Origin of the sequence: Haloparvum sedimenti (assembly GCF_001462205.1) — an archaeon.
GTDB lineage: Archaea > Halobacteriota > Halobacteria > Halobacteriales > Haloferacaceae > Haloparvum > Haloparvum sedimenti.
In genome coordinates, this window is record NZ_LKIR01000008.1 from 88,864 (window position 1) to 107,620 (window position 18,757).

18 protein-coding genes and 1 tRNA gene are annotated in these 18,757 nt (G+C 70.7%); 8 read left to right on the forward strand and 11 right to left on the reverse strand.

The genetic code is table 11. The features are described from left to right. Window positions 1-12 precede the first annotated feature (12 nt). Together AN233_RS00885 and AN233_RS00890 are read right to left on the reverse strand one after the other, a co-directional pair. Entirely contained in the window at window positions 13-675 is a 663-nt protein-coding gene (locus AN233_RS00885) for a Zn-dependent protease (protein WP_058364996.1), read from the reverse strand. Beyond that, window positions 672-2,426: a TraB/GumN family protein gene (locus tag AN233_RS00890; RefSeq protein WP_058364997.1), complete on the reverse strand. Its 1,755-nt coding sequence runs from the start codon at window positions 2,424-2,426 to the stop codon at window positions 672-674. Before AN233_RS00890 ends, AN233_RS00885 begins: the two co-directional genes overlap by 4 nt. Window positions 2,427-2,580: 154 nt before the next feature. Here AN233_RS00890 and AN233_RS00895 point away from each other — a divergent pair, with 154 nt between their 5' ends. From AN233_RS00895 to AN233_RS00910, 4 genes are all read left to right on the forward strand, one after another. Further along, window positions 2,581-3,345, forward strand: a complete 765-nt coding sequence (locus AN233_RS00895; RefSeq protein ID WP_058364998.1) for an ArsR/SmtB family transcription factor — start codon at window positions 2,581-2,583, stop codon at window positions 3,343-3,345. An 83-nt stretch (window positions 3,346-3,428) separates the two neighbouring features. After that, on the forward strand, window positions 3,429-3,947 hold the full coding sequence (locus tag AN233_RS00900; RefSeq protein WP_058364999.1) for a bifunctional nuclease family protein: 519 nt from the start codon (window positions 3,429-3,431) through the stop codon (window positions 3,945-3,947). A gap of 50 nt (window positions 3,948-3,997) precedes the next feature. Continuing rightward, on the forward strand, window positions 3,998-4,480 hold the full coding sequence (locus AN233_RS00905; protein ID WP_058365000.1) for an acyl-CoA thioesterase: 483 nt from the start codon (window positions 3,998-4,000) through the stop codon (window positions 4,478-4,480). A 58-nt stretch (window positions 4,481-4,538) separates the two neighbouring features. Continuing rightward, entirely contained in the window at window positions 4,539-5,471 is a 933-nt protein-coding gene (locus AN233_RS00910) for a dihydrodipicolinate synthase family protein (protein WP_058365001.1), read from the forward strand. Window positions 5,472-5,583: 112 nt separating this feature from the next. On the opposite strand, the gene AN233_RS00915 is transcribed toward AN233_RS00910, so the two are convergent. From AN233_RS00915 to AN233_RS00930, 4 genes are all read right to left on the reverse strand, one after another. Then, window positions 5,584-7,674 (reverse strand): bacterio-opsin activator domain-containing protein, encoded by a 2,091-nt coding sequence (locus AN233_RS00915; protein WP_058365002.1) that lies wholly within the window; start codon window positions 7,672-7,674, stop codon window positions 5,584-5,586. An 80-nt stretch (window positions 7,675-7,754) separates the two neighbouring features. Next, the gene (locus AN233_RS00920) at window positions 7,755-8,813 is read right to left on the reverse strand and encodes a phosphotransacetylase family protein (RefSeq protein ID WP_058365003.1); all 1,059 of its coding nucleotides are present in this window, start codon (window positions 8,811-8,813) and stop codon (window positions 7,755-7,757) included. Next, window positions 8,806-11,019, reverse strand: a complete 2,214-nt coding sequence (locus AN233_RS00925; RefSeq protein WP_058365004.1) for an acetate--CoA ligase family protein — start codon at window positions 11,017-11,019, stop codon at window positions 8,806-8,808. Before AN233_RS00925 ends, AN233_RS00920 begins: the two co-directional genes overlap by 8 nt. Before the next feature lie 594 nt (window positions 11,020-11,613). Next, the gene (locus AN233_RS00930; RefSeq protein ID WP_080508267.1) at window positions 11,614-12,777 is read right to left on the reverse strand and encodes a M24 family metallopeptidase; all 1,164 of its coding nucleotides are present in this window, start codon (window positions 12,775-12,777) and stop codon (window positions 11,614-11,616) included. 165 nt (window positions 12,778-12,942) lie between these two features. On the opposite strand from AN233_RS00930, the gene AN233_RS00935 reads away from it, so the two are divergent. After that, window positions 12,943-13,158, forward strand: a complete 216-nt coding sequence (locus AN233_RS00935; protein ID WP_058365005.1) for a hypothetical protein — start codon at window positions 12,943-12,945, stop codon at window positions 13,156-13,158. Window positions 13,159-13,232: 74 nt separating this feature from the next. Further along, entirely contained in the window at window positions 13,233-13,466 is a 234-nt protein-coding gene (locus tag AN233_RS00940) for a DUF7543 family protein (RefSeq protein WP_058365006.1), read from the forward strand. Window positions 13,467-13,519: 53 nt separating this feature from the next. On the opposite strand, the gene AN233_RS00945 is transcribed toward AN233_RS00940, so the two are convergent. Continuing rightward, window positions 13,520-14,302: a CBS domain-containing protein gene (locus AN233_RS00945; RefSeq protein ID WP_058365007.1), complete on the reverse strand. Its 783-nt coding sequence runs from the start codon at window positions 14,300-14,302 to the stop codon at window positions 13,520-13,522. A 123-nt stretch (window positions 14,303-14,425) separates the two neighbouring features. Between AN233_RS00945 and AN233_RS00950 the strand changes: the two genes are divergently transcribed. Further along, window positions 14,426-15,556: a pyridoxal phosphate-dependent aminotransferase gene (locus tag AN233_RS00950; protein ID WP_058365008.1), complete on the forward strand. Its 1,131-nt coding sequence runs from the start codon at window positions 14,426-14,428 to the stop codon at window positions 15,554-15,556. A gap of 9 nt (window positions 15,557-15,565) precedes the next feature. On the opposite strand, the gene AN233_RS00955 is transcribed toward AN233_RS00950, so the two are convergent. The 4 genes from AN233_RS00955 to AN233_RS00970 form a co-directional block, all read right to left on the reverse strand. Further along, window positions 15,566-16,306 carry a proteasome assembly chaperone family protein gene (locus tag AN233_RS00955; RefSeq protein WP_058365009.1) on the reverse strand — a complete coding sequence of 247 codons (741 nt, stop codon included), beginning with the start codon at window positions 16,304-16,306 and terminating at the stop codon, window positions 15,566-15,568. Window positions 16,307-16,397: 91 nt separating this feature from the next. Beyond that, window positions 16,398-16,844, reverse strand: a complete 447-nt coding sequence (locus AN233_RS00960) for a CoA-binding protein (protein WP_058365010.1) — start codon at window positions 16,842-16,844, stop codon at window positions 16,398-16,400. Window positions 16,845-16,901: 57 nt separating this feature from the next. Continuing rightward, window positions 16,902-17,513, reverse strand: a complete 612-nt coding sequence (locus AN233_RS00965; protein ID WP_058365011.1) for an RAD55 family ATPase — start codon at window positions 17,511-17,513, stop codon at window positions 16,902-16,904. A 138-nt stretch (window positions 17,514-17,651) separates the two neighbouring features. Then, complete coding sequence (locus tag AN233_RS00970; protein WP_058365012.1) at window positions 17,652-18,494, reverse strand: geranylgeranylglycerol-phosphate geranylgeranyltransferase; 843 nt, start codon at window positions 18,492-18,494, stop codon at window positions 17,652-17,654. Window positions 18,495-18,597: 103 nt separating this feature from the next. Here AN233_RS00970 and AN233_RS00975 point away from each other — a divergent pair. Continuing rightward, window positions 18,598-18,672, forward strand: a tRNA-Arg gene (locus tag AN233_RS00975). The last annotated feature ends 85 nt before the right edge of the window (window positions 18,673-18,757 follow it).

The following is an 18,757-nucleotide window of genomic DNA, read 5'->3' on the forward strand; positions in this document are numbered from 1 at the left end:
GGCTACTCCGCCTCAGAGCGCGTACGCCGCACCGCCGGCCATCAGGAACCCGACGGTCGCGGCCGCGGAGACGGCGAAGGAGACCGCCCACACCGGCTTGCTCCACCCGACCACGGTCTTCCCGTCGAGCGGCCCGTAGGGGATCAGGTTGAACGCCGCGAGGAACAGGTTGATCGCGACGCCGCGGGCGCCGATCAGCGCAAGCAGCGGCGACGAGACCGCCAGTCCCGCCGCGAACGCCGGCAGGAAGACGACGCCGAGCGCGACGTTGACCGCGGGCCCCGCCAGCGCGATGTGGCCGTGCTCCTCGGCGGTGAGCCGACCGCGGTGGTGGACCGCACCCGGGGCCGCGAAGATGAAGCCGATCATCGCGGACATCACGGCCAGGAACAGCATCCCGCGGTCGGCGCGGAACTCCGCTATCTGCCCGTAGCGGACCGCAACGACCTTGTGTGCCACCTCGTGGAGCAGGAACGCGACGCCCGCGGTGAGCAGGCTGACGACGAGCAGCAGGACGCCGGTCGGCGACAGCAGGCCCGTGACGGCCGCGACGCCGCCGCCCTCGAAGAACACGGCGAAGGCGACGCCGAGCGCGAGCCACGCGATCAGCAGGTCGCGGAGTTCGGTCTCGCTGAACCGGAGTCCGGCGACCTCGAGCCCGGATCGGGTGCTCATCCCGCGACCACGCTCCAGATCAGGTCCGCGCTGTTTCTGGCCCCCTCGACCATCAGCCGCGAGACGGCCCCGACGCCGCCCAGCTCCGCGCCGAACAAGGGCAGGACGTAGACGGCGAACAGGAAGCTCGCCACCATGCTCCCGACGTTCGTCATCGCCACGACCATGATCAGCCGGAACAGCGGCACGTCGAACATCTCCGAGAGGATCTCGGTGACGGGCCGCGTCTCGTCGCTGAGCAGGTCGTTGAGCGTCCCGATGTCGCCGACGTTGACCCGGAGGTGACGCAGCTCAACCCAGCCCGCGAACCAGCCGGGCGCGAGCAGCGGGTTGATCGAGGTCATCCACGCGACGGCGCCGCCGACGCCGGCGGAGAGCCAGCGCGCGCCGGCGAGTTTCGCACAGCCGAACGCGAAGACGGCGTTGATCAGGAACCACGCGCCGAACAGCCGGAGCAGGAAGCCGTCCTGCACGCCCGCCATCGCCAGGAGGACGAAGAACGTCACGAACGCGATGCCGATGGCGTAGCCGAGCGCCTTCCCCCACGGGAAGCCGCGGCCGGTCTCTTCACCCACCAGGTCGTCCATCGGTGGGAGACTCGCCGGGTCCGCGAGGTAGCCCTCGATCCCCTGCCGGTGGCCCGCGCCGACGACCGCAAGCACGTCGAACCCCTGTTCGCGGAGCGCCACGAGGCGGTGGGCGATGAAGGCGTCCCGCTCGTCGATCAGCGCCTCCGCGCCGCCGGGCGAGAACTGCCGGAACTCCTCCATCATCATCGTCACCACGTCGGTGTCGGTGAGGTCGGACATCTCCAGCTCCTCGATGCCCCCCGCGTCGGTCGGCTCCGGCCCGGTGCCCACAAGTCCGATCAGGCCGGCCGCGAGCAGGCCGATGGTGAGCCCGCCGGCGAGCCCCAGTCCGAGGCTCCCGACGATACGGATCGCGAAATCGCCGATATACGCCGCGACGAGGGGATCGAGGGCGCCCGAGAGGGCGACGACGCCCCCGGTCGCGAGGCCCGCCCCGACCCCGGCGTAGAGGCGGGCGTCCGGTTCGAGCGCGACTCCGCCGGCCTTCTCGACGACGACTCCCACGAGCACGCCCGCGGCGACTCCCGCCGTGACGCTGGTCAGCAGGGCGTCGGTGACGCCGAGGTAGCCGCCGAACAGGCCGATGGCGGGGCCGAGAGCGATACCCACGAACAGCCCGGCCATCACGCCGACGATCCGGGGGTCGGTGACCCCGAAGGCGAGCCCCCCGATCATGCGGAGCTTCTCGGGAATCGTCATCCGAGCCCAGAAGCGCTGGATCGTGGTCTGGATGTCGCGGTCGACGAGCGCCACGTCGATGCCGAGCGATTCCGCGGTGTCGACCGCGGCCAGCATGTCCGCGCCCGGCTCGATGTCGAACCGCTCACCGAGCTGTGCCTGCACGTACGAGAGCATCCAGTAGGCGAGGAACTGGAAGACGGTGTTCCCGCGGAGCAGGTCGCTCGCGTCGAGGTCCTCCGGCGTCTCGCCCTGCATCTGTCTGTACCGCCCCTCGTCGAGTTCGACGGCGACCACGTCGGGGCGCTCCCGCTCGATGGCCTCCTCGACCTCGGTCACGGAGTCGGCGGAGACGTGTGCCGTGCCGACGACGGTGACGGAGCCGTCCCCGTCGCGCGCGGCGGCCGCGTTCGCGGAGGCGGCGTCCGTGGTCGGACCGGGGGGCGGACCGTCCGCGCCCGGGTCGTCCGGCGTCTCGGTCATTGGCGTCCGCTACTGCTCCCCCGCGTATAGGGGTTGTGAGTCGGACGCGAACCGGTGACACGGTCGGGAGCGGGCGGTCGGGCGGCCGACCGCTCCGAAATCTCCCCCTCATCCGTCCAACAGATTTGTTACGGTGCACGACCGAGAGTCGGTTATGTCCCGGCTGTTGCCCTCCCCGCCGGACCTCTCGCTCGGCGACCGCGACCCCCGCGTCGTGGGCGTCGAGGACGAGGACGCCGACGAGCTCATCGCCGCCCTCTCCTCCGAGACCGCCCGGAACGCGCTGACCGCCCTCCACGACCAGCCCGCGACCACCTCCGAGCTGGCCGACGAGCTGGACACCTCGCTCCAGAACGTCCAGTACCACCTCGGCAACCTCCGCGAAGCCGACCTCGTGGAGGTCGTCGACACCGTCTACTCCGAGAAGGGCCGCGAGATGAGCGTCTACGCCCCGGCCGACGAACCCCTGGTCCTTTTCGCGGGGCGCTCGACGGATTCCGGCGGCCTCAAGACCGCTCTCAAGCGCCTGCTCGGCGGCTACGGTATCCTCGGACTCGCGGCGCTCGCCGCCCAGTCGGTGCTCTCCGTGACGGTCCCCCGCGGCGAGGCCGGCGCCGACGGCTACGACGTTCGGTCGACGGACGGCGGCGCGGAGTCGGCCGACGCCGGATCGGGGGGAGACGACGCGGGGATCTCCGCCGAGGAGACGCCCGCCATGACCGAGGAGGCCTCGACCGCGGGCGACGGCGGCACGTTCGAGGTGGTGTTCGACGGGAGCGCGGCCGAGCGGGCGGAGCTGGCCGCCGAACACGCCGTCTCCCTGCTTGAACCGGGCATCGTCTTCTTCCTCGGGGCCGCGCTCGTGTTCACGCTCGCGTGGGCCTACTGGTACCGCCGGGACCTGCCACGGGCGCCGTAGGCGGGGCGCGTCGCTCCGTGCACGAACCATGAGCAAAGCGGTGTGACGCGTAACTATACCCGTCTGCGGTCACAGAATAGGGTATGAACCACGACGCGGAGGTCGTCGCCATCGGCGCCGGCGAGAGTGCGGAGGGTGACAGCGTTCCGGCGGTCGTCCTCGCCGTCCGCGAGGAGGTCCTCCCCATCTTCGTCACGCCGAGTCAGGCCCACTCGATCGGCATGGTGCTCCGCGGGGAACCGTTCGACCGGCCGCTGACCCACGACCTGTTGACGGAGGTGTTGACGGAGTTCGGCGGCGCGGTCGACCGGGTTCGGATCGACGACCTCTCCGAGGGGACGTTCTTCGCGAAGGTCGACGTGGAGCGCTACGACGACGGGCGCGCCGAGCGGTTCGTCTTCGACGCGCGCCCCTCGGATGCGCTGGCGCTCGCAGTCCGGAGCGAGTGCGAGATCGTCGTCAGCGACGAAGTCGTCGACGAGGCGGGGCGTCCCCCCGAGGCGATCGGGTTCGACGTTGAGGACGAACTCGACGGCTTCGGCGGCGACGAGGATGACGATCCCGCGTTCGGGAACGACCCCGACGACCCCTTCGGTCGCTGAGCGCCGCGGCGATCGCCCACATTCTTGCCCCGGCCGCGCCGAGGACGCCCATGGCCGACTCCGCGACGCTGTCCGACTCACACACGGAGATGACGGAGCTGCTGTTGCCGAACGACACGAACAACCTCGGGCGGGCGCTGGGGGGCGCCGTGCTTCACTGGATGGACATCTGCGGCGCGATCGCCGGAATGCGCTTCGCGAGCCGCCAGGTGGTCACCGCATCGATGGACCACGTCGACTTCATCACGCCCATCGAGATGGGCGAGGTCGCCGTCGTGGAGGGGTACGTCTTCAACACCGGACACACCAGCCTCGACGTGAAAGTCGACGTTCGCGCGGAGAACCCGCGGACCGGCGACGAGCGGCGCACGACCACCTCCTACTTCACCTTCGTCGCGCTCGACGAGCGAGGCGAGCCGGCCTCGGTTCCGGAACTGGAGTGTCCCACGGCCGCCGAGGAGGCGCTCCGCGAGGAGGCGGTCGAGGGGCGTCGCGAGCAGCTGGAGGAGGTCGTCGCCCGCTACGACCTCTGAGAGCCGCGTCATTCACCGCAACACAAACGGTTAGGGCGCCGGTACCGGATCGAAGGGCATGGAGCTCACCGACCGACTGCGCGGCGTCACCCCGCCGCTCGTCACTCCCTTCTCGAACGGTGCGGTCGACCACGACGCGCTGACCGCGCTCGTCGAGCACGCGGTCGCTGGCGGCGTCGCCGGCCTCTTCCCGAACGGCACCACCGGCGAGTTTGCCAGTCTCACGGACGCGGAGCGGGCCGCAGTCGTCGAGACGACGGCCGCGGCCGCGCCGGCGGACGTTCCGGTGCTGGCCGGCGTGGCCGACACCGCGGTCGCGGACGTGCTCGCACACGCCGACCGGGCGGCCGACGCGGGTGCGGACGCGGTCGTCGTCACGCCGCCGTACTTCCACGGGCCGAACGGCGGGCCCGAGGCGAGCCGGGGGGACGGCCTCCGGTCGTTCTTCGAAACCGTGGCCGACGAGGCGCCGCTGCCGGTGTTCCTCTACGACATTCCCTCCTGTACCGGGACGACGATTCCGGCCGCGACCGCGCTCGCGCTCGCGGAACACCCGAACGTCGTCGGGCTGAAGGACTCCTCGGGCGACTTCGGGAGCTTCTGTCGGCTGGTTCGCGAAGCGCCCAACGACTTCCTGGTGTTGCAGGGGTTCGACAACCTGCTGTACCCCTCGCTGCGGGTCGGCGCTGATGGGGGCGTCCACGCGCTCTCGAACGCGGTCCCGGAAGCGTTCGTAGACCTCTACGCGGCCGCGACCGCCTCGGAGGCGGTTTCGGAGAACGCGGGCGGAGACACGGCCGTCGCTCTCCACGAGGCTGTCGGCACGCTGTTCGACGCCTGCCTCGACGGGGGCTTTGCGCCCGCGACGAAGGCCGCCCTCGTCGATCGTGGCGTCCTCGAGGACGACGCGGTCCGGCCGCCGCTATCGACGCTCGACGCCGACGGGAAAAATGCGGTCGCCACGGCGCTGTCGGCGATCGATGGCGTCTGAGAGCCGGAACGGTCCGTGGACACCGACGGCACCGGTGTCCGGCGCGGAGGAGGGTGCCTCTGATGACCGCCCTCGGAAGCAGAGTAGAAGGGACCACGAATAAGAGACAGCCCTATGATGTTTGGGTTCCGTCGCTCTTCAGGTAGGCAGCGACGAGTTTTCGTTGTGCGTGTCGGAGGTGCTCGTGAAACGTCGGCGCGGTGATGTCGAGTAAGTCGGCCACCTCTTCGGCGGTCGACACGCGGGGCCACTCGAAGAAGCCGGCGTGATGGGAGGTCTCGACAGCTTCCCGCTGGCGGGCGGTCAGCGACTCGTCGAGCCCCTCCCGGAACCGCAGTCCCGAGACGCCAACCGGTTCGCCCTCCCGTTGGGCTCGGAGGGAAACCCGGCCGTCGTACGTCTCGTCGATCCGGTCGATGAGGCCGCGGGCACTCGTCCCGGTCGGCAGGGCCACGGTCGCCGATCCGCGACCGGACTCGGCGGTTCCACCCGTGAGCGTGCCGCCGTAGTCGGCGACGACGGCCGCCAGCGAGCGCTCGTCGAGGCGGACCCGCACAACGCTCTCGTCGTCCCGCTCCACCACCGGCGTAACCGCGAGGTCCACTTCGGCGGCGTGGGACCGGAGGTCTTCGACGCGGCCGGTGGGAATTCGGAGGAACTCGACGAGTCCGTCGTCTCCCTTGACGACACCGTCCAGCCGTACGGTGTCGTCGATCGCCGCTGAGGCGTCCACGTACGTCGCTCCCGGGGCCTCGAGCGCGAGTTCGACTTCGGTGACTGCGTCGGTGAGTAGCGCGTGACGCCGCTCCGCGGCGCTGATCGCGTACCCGATCGTTTCGCCGAGCTCGCGGAGCACCTCGCGCTCGCGCTCGTCGAACGCATCCGGACGCGGCGCGTACACACAGAGCACGCCGTAGGTTCGACCGCGGTACGTGATCGGGACCCCCGCGGCTGAGTGGTGACCGTGTTCGACGGCTTCGGCAGGCCGCGGCGCGTTCTCCGCGTCGGCGGTCATTCGATCGACGACCTTCACCTCGCCGTCGCGCATGGCCGCCGCGGCGGTCGCCCACTCCGAGGGGGCCTCGGCGCGCTCCGCGAGGTACTCCCCTCCCTCGCCCGCGTGCGAGCGCGGGACGACGCCGTTCCCGCCGCGATCGAACTCGCCGATCCAGACGAACCGGTACGGCTCGGCGTCGGCCAGTCGCTCGCAGACCGCGGTCTCGATGCCCTCGCGCGTCTCGGTCCGGACGAGCGCCTCGTTCACCTCGCGGATCACCGCGTTGATGTGGTTAAGCGTCTCGAGGCGGTCGGCCTGCCGTTCCAGCACGCGCTCGCGACGGCGCCGCTCGGTGATGTCCCGGCCGATCCCGGCGATCACGGTTCGGTCGTCGTCCGTCTCCAGGGCCGCCCCGGTGAACTCGTAGGGAATCCGCTTGCCGTCTGCGGTCAGTAGGTCGGCCGTGGCCTGCGTCCTCCCGGTCTCGACCGTCCGGTCGACCGCCGCCTCGATGCGGTCACGGTCCGTCGGTGCGATGAACGCTGTCGGTGCCATCGTGGCGATCTCGTCCGGGTCGTAGCCCGTCACCTCGACCAGTCTGGCGTTCCACGACAGCAATGTGCCGTCCGGGTCGTAGACGTAGAGCAGGTCCGGTAGTCGGTCGACCGCCGCCGGAAGGAACTCGTCGAACGCGGTCGACGCGCCGTTCTCGAACGCCGCCGTCGATCCCTCGACCCGCGGCACAGCGTCCGTATCCGACTCTCCCGTGTCGGAACCAGGTGCGTCGGCGAGGGCGTCGAACGCGGAAGCGACCTCGTCCGCCGCGTTGCGGAGAGGGGTTGCGGGCGCGTCTCCGGTCACGTCCGTCGTTCCGCCGGTCGGAAGCCGGACCGCGTGCGTCGCGCCGGCCGTCAGCGTCGCGCCCACCTCGCCCGGGTCCTCGTGGAGCGCGACGACCGGGAGGTCGGGGGCGCGGTCGCGAACCGCACGCACGCCCGCCGTGCCCGCCGCGGGCGCCACGAGCACGCCGGCCATCTCGGTCGGCGCGCCCTCGGTCACAGCGCCCAACAGTTCCGGGCGTTCGGGGCCTTCACTCGGGCCGCTCACCGACTCGAGACGGTACCCGTGTCGTGTCCGAAGAACCTCGTGAATCAGCCGGGTACGCTCGCCCGTGCCCACGGCGAGCAGCGTCTGCCGCGTGTCCATCGCTCGCTAGGTATTCGCCCAACGACATAACAGTCGCTGGTCCGCGTCGGCGAGGCAGCGCAAAAATGAGGACCCGAGGGTCAGCCCACCAGCTCGTCGACGTTCGCGTGGTCCGCCAGCAAGTCGGCCATCGTCTCCACGGTGTGTTCGTCCCGTGTGCGGCCTCCCCGGACGATCGACTCCACACGCCCGATGGTCGTCGCGGTGTCGGCGTTGACCGCGAGGACGGGGACCCCCGCCTCCGCGGCCTTACCGAGCACCGCACCCGAGGGGCGCTGACCGCCGGTGAGCACCAGACACCGGACGCCGGAGGCGTCGAGCGCCGCGGTCTGCACGTCCGCGCGGTCCCCGCCGGTGATCACGGCGGCGTCGCGGGCGCGTCGGAAGTGGCGCAGCGCCTCCTCGCCGCTCATCGCGCCGACGAGGAAGCGCTCGACGAAGCCGTCGGTCGGGGCGTCGGTGAGCACCTCGGCGCCGAGCTCGTCCGCGAGGTCGCCGACCGTCACGCCGGCCAGTTCGCGGACGCGGGGGAGGACGCCCAGCACGGGGACGCCCCGTCCCTCGAGGAACGGGACGGCGTCCGCCTCCAGCCCGTCGAAGGCGGCGTCGGCGACGCGGTTGAAGACGACGCCCGCGAGCCGGTCGCCCAGCGCGTCCGCCGCCGCCAGCACCTCGTCGAGGTCCCCCGGCTCGTCGTAGTCGGTCACGAGCACGACGCGCGCGTCGAGCAGTTCGGCCACGTCGGCGTCGGTGAGGTCGACGACGCCGCCGGTCGTCCACCGACCGCCGCCCTCGACGAACATCGCGTCCGCGTCGGCCGCGAGGGCGTCGAACGACTCGCGGACGCGGTCGCGGAGCGCGTCGGGGTCCTCGGTACCCCGTACCGCGCCCTCCACGAACGTCGGGGAGTAGACGACCGGCTCCATCTCGTGGACCTCGGCGTCGAGGCCGAGCACCTCTCGCGCGAGCATCGGGTCGCGGTCAAGCGTCTTGCCGACGCTCGACTGGAGGCGGGTGCCCTTCGGTTTCATGTAGCCGACCGTCGCGCCGCGGTCGCGCGCCAGCCGAGCGAGCGCGAGCGTGATGGCCGTCTTGCCGGTGCCGTCGCCGGTCGAGGTGACGAGGGTCGTGTCAGTCATTGTCGGGGAGTTCCGCGGGGTCGACGGTAAGTCTAACGTCGACGGCGGCGACACCGCGGTCGCCGCCAGCCGGTTTCGCCGCTCCGCCAGCACCGCTGTCGATCGATTCGCCCTCGGCGGCGTCGGCGCTCGCGCTGCCGGCCGCGTCGCCGTCCGCGTCCGCCGCGGGGAGCGCCACGAGGGGGTTCACGTCCAGTTCAACGATCGCCGGGAAGTCGGTGACGAGCTGGGAGAGGCGGCCGATCGTCTCCACGACGCCGTCGACGTCCACCGGCTCGCGGCCGCGAGCGCCGCGCAACAGGGGCGCCGACTGCACCTCCTCGGTCATCGTTCGGGCCTCGTGGTCGGAGACCGGCGCGACACGGAAGGTGGTGTCCTCCATCACCTCCACGAAGATGCCGCCGAGGCCGAACATCAGCAGGGGGCCGAACTGCGGGTCGCGGTTCATGCCGACGATGGTCTCGACGCCGTCCTCGAGGTCGACCATCTCCTGGACCTGCACGCCGAGGATGGTCGCGTCCGGCTGATAGTTCCGGGCGCGGGTGATCAGCGTCTCGTAGGTGTCCGCGGCGTCGCGGGCGCTCACGCCGACCTCCACGCCGCCGATGTCGGACTTGTGGAGGATGTCCGGCGAGACGATCTTCATGACCGCGTCGCCGCTGATTCCCTCCGCGACCGTCTCCGCGTCCTCGGGGGAGTCGACGATCTCTCCGTCGGGCGTCGGGATTCCGTACGCGTCCAGCAGGTCCATCGCCTCGACGCCGAGACGGTTGTCGTCCCGCTCGCGGACGCGCTGGAGGACCGAGAGCGCGCGCTCGCGGTCCACGTCGTAGGTCGTCGGCTCGGCGTACTCGCGCTCGCTGATCTTCCGGTAGCGGACGAGCGCGTCGAGGCTCCGGACCGCTCTCGCGGGGTCGAAGTAGCACGGCACGCCGACCTCCTGCAGGCGGCGCTTCGGCTCGCGGGTGCGGTCGCCGCCCATCAGGCAGGCCGCGACGGGGACCGCGGCGTCGGCCTGTATCTCCGCGAGGCTCTCGGCGAGGTCCTCGAAGGAGAGCACCGCGGTCGGCGCGGACAGCACCAGCGCAGCGCCGACGTTCTCGTCGTCGAGGACGATCTCGATCGCCTCGCGGAAGCGGTCGAGGTCAGCGTCGCCGATCACGTCGACCGGGTTGTGGACGTTCGCCTCCTCGGGCATCGCTTCGCGGAGGCGCTCGGTCGTCTCCGCGGAGAAGGAGGCCATCTCCAACTCGGCGTCCCCGACCGCGTCCGTCGCCATCACGCCGGGCCCGCCGGCGTTGGTGATCACGGCGACGCGGTCGGTCTCGGGCAGGGGCTGGCTGCCGAGGATCCCCGCGGCGTCGAACAGTTCCTCGGTCGACTCCGCGCGGAGGACGCCCGCCTGGTCGAGGCCGGCCTCGTAGGCCTTCTCCGAGCCCGCGAGCGTCCCGGTGTGCGAGGAGGCCGCCTGCGCGCCCGCGCTCGTCCGCCCGGACTTGACGAGCACGATGGGGGTGTCGGCGGTCGCCTCGCGGGCGGCGTCGATGAACGCGCGGCCGTCCTCGATCCCCTCGAGGTAGCCGATGATCACGTCCGTCTCCTCGTCGTCGCCCCAGTGCTCGACGAAGTCGGTCTCGTCGAGGACCGCCTTGTTGCCCAGCGAGACCACGTCCTTGAAGCCGATCCCCTGGTCGTTGGCCCAGTCCAGCACCGCGGTGATGAACGCGCCCGACTGGCTCATGAAGGAGAGTCCGCCGGGGAGGGCGTTCTCCGGTCCGAAGGTGGCGTTCATTCCCGACGGCGTGGACATGACCCCCAGCGAGTTCGGCCCGACGACGTTGAGGTCGTACTCGTCGGCCAACTCCGCGAGTCGGCTCTCGCGGGCGGCTCCCTCGCCGCCGGTCTCGCCGAAGCCGGCGGTGATGACGACGACGTTCCGGACGCCGGCCTCGCCGCAGGCCTCCACCGCGTCGAGGACGATCGTCGGCGGGACGACGACCACGGCCAGGTCCGCGTCGGCGTCGGCCACCTCGGGCACGCACGGTTCGCCCAGCACCGCGTCGTAGTTCGGGTTGACCGGGACCGTCTCGCCGTCGAAGTCGGCGAGCAGGTTCTCGGTGATCGCGCGACCGATCGACCCCTCGCGGGGGGTCGCGCCCACCACCGCCACCCGGTCGGGCGTGAACAGGTCTGTGAGCGTTCCCATCGGTCGACGTTCGTCGGGCGGCGGTTTAAACCCGGTGTCACGGCGATCTATGGCGTATTCTTCCACGATCGATCAGGCTGCACTCACGGCGGGAGTTCCGCCCGATCCGCGAAAAACGTTCACCCGCCGGCGGTGCGGTCGCGGTGCTGTGCTGTCGGCGCGCGCCGCGGCGACCGCGAAGCGCGTCGCCGCGACCGCGCGAGGGAGGTCGCGGGGCGGCCGCCTGCGGTGCGGTTTCGCGGCCGGCCCGCGGCCGAGGTTGGGGAGGTCAGAGGCTGCTGTGCGGTCGCGGTGCGGGGTGGGACTGAAAGGGGCAGCCGGCTCGATCCGGCCCCGGCACCGTAAGCACCGCAGCGAGCTGTGCGGGGAGCGAGGAGCGCAGCGTGTGCCGCGTTCCCGCGAGGAACGAGCGGGAGCCCGTGAGTCGCGGCCCGGCAGCCCGCTACTGCAGGCAGCCCGGACCGTCTCACGACGGCCGGTCGAGCCGGCTGGGGCTTTCTGGGCGTTACTGTCCAGATCAGCAGGAACAGCGGAGACAGATCCAGATCAGTAGTAGCGAGGGTTGTCTCGACCGTCCAACCGCATCCATCGCGATCAGCAGTGCCAGTCGCGGTCGGTGTCGTTCAAACGCTCGCACCCGTCCTCGGTCACGACGACCAGGTCCTCGATGCGGACGCCAAACTCGTCGGGCAGGTAGATCCCGGGCTCGACGGAGAGCACCATCCCGGGCTCCAACTCGCGCTCGTTGCCGGCCACCGCGTACGGTTCCTCGTGAACGTCGAGGCCGACGCCGTGGCCGGTCCGGTGAAAGAACGCGTCGCCGTAGCCCGCCGCCTCGATCACCGCGCGGGCGGCCGCGTCGACCGCCTCGGCGGGGACGCCCGGACCGACGGCCTCGACGCCGGCCTGCTGGGCCTCGCGAACGACCTCGTGGACCTCGCGGTATCTCGCCGGGGGCTCGCCGTCGAAGACGAGCGTCCGGGTCTGGTCGGAGGGGTAGCCGTCGACGCGCGTGCCGAAGTCGAGGACGACCGGCTCGCCGGCGCGGATCTCGCGGTCGCCGTGGCCGTGGTGCGGCTTGGCGCCGTTCGGTCCCGAGCCGACGATCGTCTCGAAGGAGGTGCCGCTCCCGCCCCGCTCGGTGAGCCGGTCCTCGATGAACGCCGAAAGCTCCGCCTCCGTCATCCCGACCGCGTCCGGGCCGAGGTCCCGAAGGTCGCCGACGACGGCGTCCGCGACCGCGGCCGCGCGGCGCATGGCGTCCAGCTCGGCCGCGTCCTTCCGGACCCGCAGCTCCGAGAGCACCTCGCTGGCGAGGCCGAACGACGCCGCGGGCGCCGCCGCGCGGAGGTCCTGCGTGAACGTCGCCCACATCGTGTCGTCGACGAGCAGGTGGCCGCCGCGCACGGCCCGGTCCGCGAGCAGGTCGCGGACGCCCGCGACCGGATCCTCGCCGTCGCTCCACGTCCGGACCTCCGCGACGGCGGTCTCCTCACGCAGTTGCGTCTCGTAGAGGGCCGGGGCGAAAAACGCCGGGTCGCCGTCCGCAGGGACCACGAACAGCAGGTGGCGCTCGTCCGGCGACTCCGCAAAGCCGGTGAGGTACTGGAGGTTCCGGCTCGGGAACAGCACCAGCGCGTCGCCCGCGCCCGCCCGAAGCGCGCGCTGCGCGTCCTCGATGCGCCGGCGTCGGAGTGCCGCCTCGGTCTCGCCGTCCGCGTCCGTCTCGGTCCCGTCGTCCGCGTCCGTCTCGTTCATACGTCGTCGCTGTGGCGGCCGGCGCTTATCTCCGACGGTGCCGGGCGATCGCTCCGACGATGCCGGGGGTGAGGAATTCGGTCGGTTTCGAACCACCATCGAACCCCTGTTTCACGGCCGGTAGGCGGCAATTACCCAAGTAGGAGTCGTGCGTCACCGACACCTATGAGCACCGACGCGCCGGCGTTCGACTGTCTCGCCTGCGGAACGCGCGCTAGCACGGACCGGATCGACTACGACGCGCTCGGCTACGCGGTCTGTCCCGTCTGCAGTCGCTCGACCGCGCCGGCCTCGGCACCGATGTGGACGCCGTCAAGCGGCGAGCGTGACGCGGAGCTCCCGGCCGCCGACGGCGCCTTCGAGTGGGGCGATACACGCTGAGCGGACCACCGGTGCCGTCGGCGCCTCCGGTGGGGACCGCGCCCTTTTACTCGCCGGCGGGCTGACCGCCGGACATGGACTGGGGCGTCAGCCGCGACCGGGACGGCGTGACCGAGTGGGAACGAGGCGACGGACTCGCGACGGTGCGGGTCCGCGAGAAGGGCGGCGGAACCGGATTCGTCGTCCGGATCGACGTGCTCGAACAGGCGGCCGACGGCCCCGATTACCGCCGGGAGTCGGTCGCGGACGAGGACCGCGCGGAGGCCCTCGCCGCCGAGTGGCGCGAGGCGTTCGCCGAGCCAGCGTGACCGGCGGCGCTGTCGAAGCCCTCGCCGGTGTGAGCGCCCGAGTCGACCGCGAACTACTGCAGCCGCTCCGTCCGCTCCACGAGCGGGTGCCGCGCGTAGTCGACGACCTCCACGTCCGAGAGCTCGTCGAGGCCCTCCTTCTCGGCGGTTCTGGCCATTCCCAGGTCGACCGGCTCGTCGAGGACGATGACGTACGCGTCCATTTCCTCGATATCCAGCTCCGCGGCCGCCATCACGCGATGGTGGCCGTCCGCGAGGTAGAGCGTGCCGCCGTTGTCGATGACGACTAGCGGCTCCGCGAGTCCGCGCTCGAGCTCGTACTGCCGTCCCTCCAGCTCGTCGGCGTAGACGCGTCCCTGCGTCGGCGTGAGCGCGGACAGGCGGACGGTCCGCCGGTTCTGGTCGAGGGAGACGTCGTGGATCTGCTCGAGCGTCCGCATCAACTTGCCGACCTTCCCCGGCGTCGCGCGCTCGATCTGCGACCGGATCACGTCCGTGTTCGAGATGATCCCCACGAGGTTGCCCGCATCGTCGACGACCGGGAGCTTCTGGATGCCCGAGCGCAGGATGACGCGCGCCGCGTCCGTCACCGCCATCGCCGGATGCGCGACCACGAGGTCGTCGCTCATCACGGTGAAGATCTGCGCGTCGGCGTCGGCCAACAGCAGGTCGCGGGCGCTGACGAACCCCTCGACCTGCCGCCCCTCCGTGACGGGGAAGCCGTTGTGGCCGTCGCTGTCGACGATCCGCTCGGAGACCGTGGCGACGGTGTCGTCCGGCGCGACCGTCTGCACGTCCCGCGTCATGTACTCGCTGACGGTCGGCTTGCCGCTCATACGCGAGCCGTACGCCGCGGCCGCGTAAAAAGGGCGTCGTCGGCGACACGGTCGCTCGGCGGACCGCGCCGGCCGCGGCCGCACGTGGCAAGAACTATCTCGCCGGCCGCCCGTCTCTCTTCCATGCCGAAGTTCTCCGACCGCGTCGAGCGGATCTCGATCAGCGGGATCCGCGAGGTGTTCGAGGCAGCCGGCGAGGACGCGATCAACCTCGGGCTGGGCCAGCCCGACTTCCCGACCCCCGACCACGCGCGCGAGGCCGCCGTCGAGGCGATCCGCGCCGGGGAGACGGACGCCTACACGGGTAATAAGGGAATCCTCCCGCTCCGAGAGGCCATCGCCGCCAAACACGAGCGCGACCAGGGGATCGACATCGACCCCGACGACGTGATCGCCACCGCCGGGGGGAGCGAGGCGCTCCACATCGCGCTGGAGGCGCACGCCGACCCCGGCGACGAGGTGATCATCCCCGACCCCGGCTTCGTCTCCTACGACGCGCTGACGAAGCTGACCGGCGCCGAGCCGGTTCCGGTCCCGCTCCGCGACGACCTCACGCTCGACCCCGCAGACGTCGAGGAGGCCATCACCGACGACACCGCCGCGTTCGTCGTCAACTCACCCGGAAACCCGACCGGCGCGGTGTCGCCCCCCGAGGACATCAGGGAGTTCGCGCGCATCGCCCGCGAGCACGACATCCTCTGTGTCTCCGACGAGGTGTACGAGTACACCGTCTTCGACGGCGAACACCGCTCGCCCGCGGAGTTCGACGACGGCGGCAACACCGTGATCGTCAACTCCTCCTCGAAGCTCTACTCGATGACCGGCTGGCGGCTCGGCTGGGTGACGGGGACCTCCGAGCGCGTCGAGCGCATGCTCCGCGTCCACCAGTACGTGCAGGCCTGTGCCTCCGCGCCCGCACAGTACGCCGCGGAGGCGGCGCTGACCGGCGACCAGTCCATCGTCGCGGAGATGACCGAGTCGTTCGAGCGCCGGCGGGACCTGCTCGTCTCCGGGCTGGAAGCGGTCGGGATCCACGTCCCCACGCCGCGCGGAGCCTTCTACGCCATGCCGGAGGTTCCCGAGGGGTTCGTCGACGAGTGCATCGACCGCGGCGTCGTCATCGTTCCCGGCGAGGCGTTCGGCGAGGCCGGCGAGGGGTACGCGCGCATCTCCTACGCGACCGACGAGGAGGAGCTCCGCGAGGCCATCGCGATCATGCAGGACGCCTACGAGGCCGTCACCGCACAGGCGTAGCGCGCCCGCCTACTGGAACATCCCCCGTGTCGACACCTGCTGGCCCTCCTCGGCCGCCTGCTGAAGCTGCTGCATCAGCGCCTCGCGTTGCTCGACGATCTCCTCGGCCTCCTCGACCAGCCGGTCGGTGTCGATCGACGCGCCCGCGATCGGCTCGATCCCCGCGTCGATCAGCTTCTGAGCCCCCTGCGGGTCGGGGAACCGCGGGTCCGACTGCACGAGCAGCCCCACGGCGTCCACGTCGCGCTCCTTCGCCTCCTGAAGGAACGCCCCGCCCGGCCCCTGCACCATGCCCGTCTGTGCCGGCGGCGGAACCTCCGCGTCGTCCAGGAGCGCCCCGGCCTCGCCGGTAGCGATGCCGTGTACGTCGGGTACCTCGCCCGGCTCGCGTTCCTCAGCGACGCCCGCGAGGTAGATCGGCGTCGCGTCGTTCTCGACGACCCAGTCGGTGAACGCCTCCACCAGTACGTCGGCCTGCACCGCCTCGATGGGGACCGCACTCTGTAACACGACGAGATCCGCCTCGGGCGCCGCGAACAGCCGCATCGGCGACTTCACCGCGCGCTCGTCGTTCTCGAACACCGCCACCGGCGGAAGCCCCTCGTTGGTTATCTCGCCGTACTCGACCATGTCCAGTTCGTCCACCACGTGGTCGGCGGCGATCTTGCCCACCAGGCCGACGCCCGGCAGCCCCTCGACGAGCGTCGGCGACTCCAGTTCCACGTCGTCGCGCGTCCGGATCTCGACCATGCCCGGAGCCACGAACGCTGGCGAGAAAGACGTTCGGGCCGGCAGCCGGTCCGCCGTCGCGTTCGGAGACCCCTCCGTCTCTCGTCCCGTATCAGTCCCCGAGTCGCCCGTGTTCCACCTTCAGACACCGGTCCTGGACGACGGCGATTCCCTCGGCCGCCGCGCGCGCGGCCGCCTTGTCGTCGACGATGTCCAGTTGGAGCCAGAGCCCGTCAACGTCACCCGCAGCGTCCCGTCGCGCGAGGGCGTCGTCGACGATTCCCGACACCTCCTCGCTCGGCCGGAACACGTCGACAACGTCGATGTAGACGTCCTCCGGTACGTCACTCACGCGGTCGTACGCCGTTTCCCCCAGTACCTCCTCGGCGTGGGGGTTCACCGGCACGATCCGGTAACCCTGCTCCTGGAGATACTTCGGCACGTCGTGAGCCGCTTTTCCCGGGATCGTCGAACAGCCGACGACCGCGATAGTGTCCGCCCGCAGCAGTTTGCGGATCGTGTCGTCGGCCACGTCCGTCGGGTCGTCGCTGGTACTCATGGCTTGGAGTTCGGCGCACGTGGACAAAAAGGTGCTCCGCGCGCCGTCCGGCGCCGATCAGGACTGCGCCAGCCGGATCGTCGGTTCCCCGTCCTCCTGGGTCTCGACGATGCCGTCGAACAGCTGCTTGAGCGTGTTCATCGTCTGGTCATCGTGGGCGGTCGAGTCGATACAGAACAGCCCCAGCCCGTCGACGCTCTGGATGCGGCCGGTGAACACGTGCAGGAACCGGAACACGGTCTGGAGGTCCGCGTACATCAACAGCGTCGACAGCGAGTGAACCATGATGCGGTTGCGCTCGATCCCCTGATTGCGGTAGAACGCCTCGAGGAACTCCGAGAGCTTGATCCCGATCCCGGTCATGTCGACCGGCGAGGAGGCGTACTTGATGCGGTCGTCGTCGCGGACGTCGCTGACCCCCTGCTGGCGCGTGACGCAGTCGACGACCGCGACGGGCTTGCCCTCGTAGCTCACGCGCTTGGCGTAATCCTTGAGGATCCGGTCGGCGGAGTCCTTCGTGGTCACGACGATGGCGGCGTCCCCGCCCTCGGTTCCCTCGGCGAGCAGGTCGAGCGCGAGGCTGCGCTTGCCAGTCAGCGGAGGACCGGTCAGGAGCAGGTTCGTCCCCGGTTCGACCTCCGCGTCGAGGCGCGGACGGAGGTCATACATGTAGGGGCCTCACCGTCGGACCCGCGGCCTGTCGAGGCACGGTCGAAGGACGCACCATCCTACCGGGAGTCATCAACTGGTGTGAACATGCTCTGTGCGGATAATATTCTTTTTGATCGCCCTATCCGAGACCCGCGGTTACAGCAGTACGACGACCCGCCCGGCGATAAACCCAACGACCGCGATCAGCATGCCCGCCTTCAAGTGTCTCTGTGCCACCTCCGGTGCCGAGAACGACCGTGCGGTCGCACGGAGCATCACCGCGTCCGCGGGCACGACGAACGCCAGATAGACCGGCCCGAACGTTCCGTTCACGAAGGGGATGGCGCTCGCGACGACCGCGACCGCCATCGCGACCGCCCCCGCCCACAGCGCCCGTCGCTCGCCGATCGCGATCGGGAGCGTGTTGAGCCCCTCCTCGCGGTCGCCGGCCACGTCCTCGACGTCCTTGACGATCTCCCGGGTGAGCGTGGCGATCCCCGCCAGCACGAACAGCACCCACGCGCCGAGCGGCGCGCCGACCGCGGCCCCGCCGAACAGAAACGTCGACCCGGTGAGGAAGCCGACGACGAGGTTGCCGACCCCCGGCAGCCCCTTGAACAGCTTCGTGTACGCCAACAGCAACAGGAGGTTGAACACCGCGATCGCGATCGCCGTGACCGGGAGGACCGCAGTCGTCGCGACCGCACCCGCAAACAGCGCGCCGGAGAACCACAGCGCCTCCCGCGCCGACACCGCACCTCGCGGAATCGGTCTGTCCGGTCGGTTCACCGCGTCGATCTCCCGGTCGAAGTAGTCGTTGACCGCGTTGCCCGCCCCCGTCGCGAAGGCCGTCGCGAGCACCGCGGCCGCGACCGCCCCCGCGTCCGCGACCGTCGCCCCCGCGACGAACGCCCCCGTGAACGTGAGCACGCCCGCCGCGACCGCGTTCCCCGGCCGGGTCAGCTCGAGCAACCCCCGAGCCCGACTTCGCCACGACATGCACGCCCATGTCCGGCCCCGCGAGTTAAAGGGCGCGGACTCACGACCCCCGATGGCGGAGATCGCGGGAGTTAAAAGGTCGTACGGAGTAGGGACGCGCGTCGGGCGCTTAGCTCAGCCTGGACAGAGTACTTGGCTTCGGACCAAGCTGCCGCGGGTTCAAATCCTGCAGCGCCCATTCTCTCACGGCCCGATCCGGATTAAATCCTGATCGTGCCGTATCGCTCCCGAGAAACCGGATATCGGAAGATTCCGGGATTTCC